Below are 6,084 nucleotides of genomic sequence, written 5' to 3' on the forward strand. Positions count from 1 at the left end.
CCGGAGCAAGGCCGCCGCCGCCATCCGACCCTGACGGACCGCCCCACCCGGCGCTGCCCGCCGGTTGCCGACGACCCCGCCCTGACCGGCGGGGTCGTCTGCGTCGGAGCACCCGCCCGACACCCGGTAGCCTGGTTGTCCCGCACCGTGCAGTCCGACGCGACCGCCGCCCGGTCCACACCCTCGAGAGGAGCGCGCATGACGGAGTCCGACGCCGTCGACGAGGAGCAGCGCCACCTCGGTCGTCTCCTCGACCGTCTCGAGGAACTGCGGTCCGACACCCGGGCCCGCCTCGACGCCGTCCTCCGGGGTACGGGGGGCACGCCACAGGCGAGGTCTGAGAGAGAATCGTTCGCGCGGCTCTATTCGGCGGAACTGGCGGCGTACAACGCCGCCAATCTGGGCCTGTACTTCGGACGGCTGGACATGGCCGACGGGGAGGTCCGACGGATCGGCCGCGTGGGGCTGAGGGACGACGACGAGGACCTCACCCCGCTCCTACTGGACTGGCGGGCGGACCACAGCCGCCCGTTCTACCTGGCCACCACCGCCCGTCCAGAGGGCGCACACCGTCGCCGGCACCTGCGCACGATCGGGCGGAGGGTCATCGGGGTGCACGACGAATTCCTCACGGCCCCGGCCGACGGGGAGATACCTGAGAACCACGACGACGTCGTGGGGGAATCCGCGCTGCTCGAGGCCCTGGACAGCGCGCGGTCCGCCCACATGACCGACATCGTCGCGACCATCCAACGAGAGCAGGACGAGATCATCCGCAACCCGCACGCCGGGGTGCTGGTGGTCCAGGGTGGGCCGGGTACGGGCAAAACCGCCGTGGCCCTTCACCGTGCGGCCTACCTCCTCTACACGCACCGCCGCAGGCTTGATCGCAGTGGCGTCCTCATCGTGGGTCCGAACGCGCGATTCCTCGACTACATCGCGCGGGTCCTGCCGTCGCTCGGGGAGTCGGGCGTCGTCCTGCGCACGCTCGCGGACCTGTTCCCCGGGGTCCGGGCCACCGGTCACGAAACGCTCCGCGGCGAGGAGGTCAAGGGGTCCGCCGACATGGTCGACATCCTCAAGGTCGCGGTCCGCGCCCGGCAACTCGCCCCGACTTCGGACGTGGTGGTGCGGTGCGAGGGCCATGCCCTGGTCCTCACACCAGCGGTGGTGCGCGCTGCCCGCGGCCGGGCCAGGATGACGCGACGTCCCCACAACCAGGCGCGATCCACCTTCCTGACCAAGATCGTCGACGCACTCACCGAGCAGTACGTTGCCGTGCTCACCGACCCGGTCGGGCAGGCGGAGGACGCCGCCTGGTCCCCCGGGGAGGGTGGGGTCGGGGACCTCGGGGATCCGGCCCGCCCGCTGCTGGACTCGGATGACAGGGCGGCGCTGCGCGCCGAGGTGGAACGTGCGCCGGAGGTCCTCGCCGCGATCGACGAGTGGTGGCCCACCCTGCGTCCGGAGAGTCTGTTGGCCGACCTGCTCTCCAGCCGCGAGCGCATCTCCGAGGCTGCCGGTGATTATGTGGCCGAGGACCAGGCAGCCCTCTTCCGTGAGGACGGTGGTGCCTTCTCGGTGGCGGACGTACCGCTCCTCGACGAGCTCGCCGAGCTGCTGGGCGAGGACCCGGCGGCGGAGGGCAGCGACGCGGACCGGGCCTGGGCCGAACAGGTCCGGCAGGCCGAGGAGGCCCTCGAGATCCTCACCGGGTCGGCGGTCCAGGACATCGAGGACGACCTCGACCCGGAAGTCCTCATGGCGTATGACGTGGTCGATGCCGAAGCCCTCGCCAGAAGGCACAGCGCGGACTCGGACCTCACCGTCGCGGATCGCGCCGGCGCGGATCGGACCTGGGCGTTCGGTCACGTGATCGTCGACGAGGCACAGGAACTGTCCGTCATGGCGTGGCGCGCGTTGATGCGCCGCTCCCCCAACCGGTGGATGACGCTCGTCGGGGACGTCGCCCAGACCTCGAGCCCGGCGGGCATCGACTCATGGCACGACGCGCTGTCGCCCTACGTCGACGACCGCTGGGTCCTCTGCGAGCTCACCGTCAACTACCGCACCCCGGAGACCGTGTCCGCGGTGGCGGGGCGACTACTCGCGCAGATCGACCCGCGAGCGACCTCACCGCGCCCGGTACGCGCGGGCCACCGTCCGGTCGCATGGCTCGAGACCGAGGCACGGTCGCTGGGCCGGGTCGTGGCCGATGAGGTCTCCGTCGTCCCGCAGGACCGCGCCGTGGCCGTACTGCTGCCCGACGGACCCGAGGAGGAGCACCCCCGCGAGATCGCCGACCTCAGGCGCGCCGTCGCCGAGGCACGCCCCGACACCTCGGTCCTCCCGCTGTCGCTGGCCAAGGGGCTCGAGTTCGACGTGGTGGTGGTGGTGGATCCGGAACGGGTCCTCGGACGGTCCCCGCAGGGACTCCAGGACCTCTACGTGGGGGCCACCCGCGCCACCCAGGAACTGGTCCTCGTCCAGCCCGGACGGTTCGGCCCGTTGCTCTCACTGATCCGGGAGTCGGTCACGGACGGTCCCGAGGAGCTCACCGCATGAGCATCAACGCCATTGCACGACTCTCGGTCGCCACGGTCGTGTGTGCCGTCCTGGCGGTGAGCACCGGATGCGCCGCCGGGGAGGACACCACCGACCGGACCGTGCGCGCGGACACCGTGGGGCAGGGTGCCGACGCCGCCGACGGGCAGCCCGCCGGAACCGCGAGTGGACCCGCCAGGAACGGCAGCGAGCAGGAGTTCCTCGATCAACTCGCCGCCTCAGGACTACCCACGGAGATGACCGCGGCCACCACGGTCGAGGTCGGCCTGGGCATCTGCCGGAGCATCTCCGACGGGGCCGATACCGAGACGATCCTGGATCACCTCCGGCCACTCACCAGCGCGATCGCCGCCCAGGACGCCGACCGCGACACCACCGCGGTCGGCCGGGCCCTCATCGACGCCAGCCGGGCCCACCTCTGCGGCTGACCACCGGCCGGTCCGGCTCGGGTGATCCGTGTACTCAGGTCGTGTGCACGATGAGGACGTCGCACACCGCCCGACGGGCAGCGTCGGCGGGCACCGAACCCAGGAGTCGACCGGTCAGCGAGTTCAGCCCCTTGTTGCCCACAACGAGCAGATCCGCCTCCACCTCGTTGGCCAACTTGATGAGCGATTCGACGGGCGCCCCCTTGACGGTGCGCGCCTCGATGGTGGACGCCCCGGCGGCGGCCGCCCTGTCTCTCGCGGTCCGGACGATGTCCTCGGCGGGATTGTCACCGCGGATCTGATAGGCGTCGTCGCCCAGCTGATCCGCGGCCTGGCTGACCGACCGCGGGTCGGCGGGCACGTAGGCGCAGGCGATCACGAGAGTCGCGGACTCGTCGGCGGCCAGCGCCGCGGCACGATCGACCGCCCGGTAGGACGACTCCGAGCCGTCCGTTCCCACGACCACCTTGTTGTAGGCGCTCAATTGTCTTCCTCTCGTCGGCAACACGTGCTCCCCAGCGTAGTGCGCGGAGGCCCGCGCCGTGCCCGGTAGGCGCGCGACGTCACAGTGACGGGTCAGTCGACTCCGGCCTCGCGCATCCCCTTGAGCTCCTTGCGCAACTCGGCGATCTCGTCGCGGAGCCGACCCGCCAACTCGAACCGGAGGTCCGTGGCCGCCGACATCATCTGCTCGGTCATCTCCCCGATGAGCTTCTCGAGTTCCGCACGCGGCCGCGCCGAATCGCCCGCCGCCCGTGCCCCCACGAGTTCGGGCCGGTCCCGCGGGTCGGGGGAGGACTCCCCGCCGCCCTCCTCCCCGACCCTGTCGAGGATGTCGGCGATCTTTCTCCGCAGTGGCTGGGGGTCGATACCGTGCTCGGTGTTGTATGCGACCTGCTTCTCACGCCGACGGTCGGTCTCCTCGATGGCCTGACTCATCGCTTCGGTGACGGAGTCCGCGTACATGTGGACCTCGCCGGAGACGTTACGGGCCGCGCGGCCGATGGTCTGGATGAGCGAGGTGCTCGAACGGAGGAAGCCCTGCTTGTCGGCGTCGAGGATCGCCACCAGGGAGACCTCGGGCAGGTCCAGCCCCTCGCGGAGCAGGTTGATGCCCACCAGGACGTCGAACTCGCCACGGCGCAGGTCCCGGAGCAGCTCCACCCGCTGCAGGGTGTCGATCTCCGAGTGCAGATAGCGCACACGCACTCCGAGCTCCAGCAGATAGTCGGTGAGGTCCTCGGACATCTTCTTGGTCAGGGTGGTCACCAGGACCCGCTCGTCGCGCTCCGCACGGGCGCGGATCTCTCCGAGGAGATCGTCGATCTGCCCCTTCGTGGGCTTGACCACGATCTTCGGGTCCACCAGACCGGTGGGCCGGATGACCTGCTCGACGAACTCGCCCCCGGTGCGTCCCATCTCGTACGTCCCGGGGGTTGCGGAGAGGTACACCGTCTGGCCGACCCGGTCGGAGAACTCCTCCCACGTGAGCGGACGGTTGTCGAGCGCCGAGGGGAGCCTGAAGCCGAAGTCCACGAGGTTGCGCTTGCGGGAGGCGTCGCCCTCGAACATCGCACCGATCTGCGGGACGGTCACGTGGGACTCGTCGATGACGGTGAGGAAGTCCTCGGGGAAGTAGTCGATCAGCGTCGCCGGAGCGCTTCCCGCCGCGCGACCGTCGATGTGTCGCGAATAGTTCTCGATCCCGGAGCAGAACCCGACCTGCTGCATCATCTCGATGTCGTACGAGGTGCGCATTCGCAGGCGTTGCGCCTCCAGGAGCTTGCCCTGGTTCTCCAGCTCCGCCAACCGGGCCTCCAGCTCCTCCTCGATCGAGGCGATGGCCTTGGCCATCCGCTCGGGCCCGGCGACGTAATGCGTCGCCGGGAAGATCCGCACCTCGTCGACCTTCCGCACGACATCGCCGGTCAACGGGTGGATGTAGTAGAGCGCGTCGATCTCGTCACCGAAGAACTCGATACGCACGGCGAGTTCCTCATAGGTGGGGATGATGTCGACGGTGTCCCCCTTGGCACGGAACGTGCCCCGCGTCATCGAGACGTCGTTGCGCTCGTACTGCACGTCCACCAGCAGTCGCAGCAGCCGGTCACGCTCGACCTCCTGACCCACCGCCAACGAGACGGACCTGTCCAGGTAGGACTGTGGCGTGCCGAGACCGTAGATGCACGAGACCGAACTGACCACGACGACGTCGCGTCGCGAGAGCAGTGACGACGTCGCGGAGTGCCTGAGCCGCTCGACGTCGTCGTTGATGGACGAGTCCTTCTCGATGAAGGTGTCCGTCTGGGCGATGTACGCCTCGGGTTGGTAGTAGTCGTAGTAGGAGACGAAGTACTCGACAGCGTTGTTGGGGAGCATCTCCCTCAGTTCGTTGGCCAACTGCGCGGCGAGGGTCTTGTTGGGGGCCATGACGAGGGTCGGTCGCTGGACCTGCTCGATGAGCCAGGCCGTCGTGGCGGACTTACCGGTACCGGTGGCGCCGAGCAGCACGACGTCCCGCTCGCCTCGCCCCAGGCGCTCGGTGAGCTCGGCGATCGCCGTCGGCTGGTCCCCGGACGGGGTGAACTCGCTGACCACTTCGAACCTGCCGGTGGACCGCTCGACATCCCCGATGGGACGGAACTCGGAATAGGACAGGACGGTCGGGTCTGCGGGGATCCCGTCGTCGGGGATCTCGGTCGCGAAAGCCATACCGCAAGCTTACGAGTCGACACCGACACCCGCCTCTCGACGAAAGAGCCCCCGCATCCCGGGTTGCCATTACTCTGCACACAGACTCCCCTCATCTCGTCCCCTCGTCTGGAGAATCCGTGTCCCGCAGCACACCTCGTCGTCGTCCCCACCTGTCCCGTCGGGCGCGGGCACCCCTCGCGGCGGGTACCGTCGTCGCTCTCGCGATCGGCGCGCTCACGGCGCTGACGGCACTGCCCCCGGTCGCGTCCGCGGCGCCGTGTGACCCGTGGCCCCCGACCGGCGGGACCGGACTCGGCTCCGGTTCCCTCTCCGGATCCGCCGCCATGCCGACCGACGCACCGGCCACCCCCTGGGCGAACGGGGCCAGTGGCTAAAA

4 protein-coding genes are annotated in these 6,084 nt (G+C 69.7%); 2 read left to right on the plus strand and 2 right to left on the minus strand.

Annotation, left to right across the window (positions count from 1 at the left end; translation table 11 throughout):
- Positions 1 to 198: 198 nt before the first annotated feature.
- Together G6026_RS10640 and G6026_RS10645 are read left to right on the plus strand one after the other, a co-directional pair.
- The gene (locus tag G6026_RS10640) at positions 199 to 2,565 is read left to right on the plus strand and encodes an ATP-binding domain-containing protein (protein ID WP_182613165.1); all 2,367 of its coding nucleotides are present in this window, start codon (positions 199 to 201) and stop codon (positions 2,563 to 2,565) included.
- Positions 2,562 to 2,993 carry a DUF732 domain-containing protein gene (locus G6026_RS10645; protein WP_182613166.1) on the plus strand — a complete coding sequence of 144 codons (432 nt, stop codon included), beginning with the start codon at positions 2,562 to 2,564 and terminating at the stop codon, positions 2,991 to 2,993. The genes G6026_RS10640 and G6026_RS10645 overlap by 4 nt, the downstream gene beginning before the upstream one ends.
- Positions 2,994 to 3,027: 34 nt before the next feature.
- Here the strand turns inward: G6026_RS10645 and G6026_RS10650 are convergent, their stop codons facing one another.
- Both G6026_RS10650 and uvrB read right to left on the minus strand, forming a co-directional pair.
- Positions 3,028 to 3,477, minus strand: a complete 450-nt coding sequence (locus G6026_RS10650) for a universal stress protein (protein WP_107756333.1) — start codon at positions 3,475 to 3,477, stop codon at positions 3,028 to 3,030.
- A gap of 92 nt (positions 3,478 to 3,569) precedes the next feature.
- Positions 3,570 to 5,705: an excinuclease ABC subunit UvrB gene (gene uvrB, locus G6026_RS10655; protein ID WP_107756332.1), complete on the minus strand. Its 2,136-nt coding sequence runs from the start codon at positions 5,703 to 5,705 to the stop codon at positions 3,570 to 3,572.
- Positions 5,706 to 6,084 lie beyond the last annotated feature (379 nt).

The organism is Dietzia sp. DQ11-38-2 (assembly GCF_014145055.1).
Lineage (GTDB): Bacteria > Actinomycetota > Actinomycetes > Mycobacteriales > Mycobacteriaceae > Dietzia.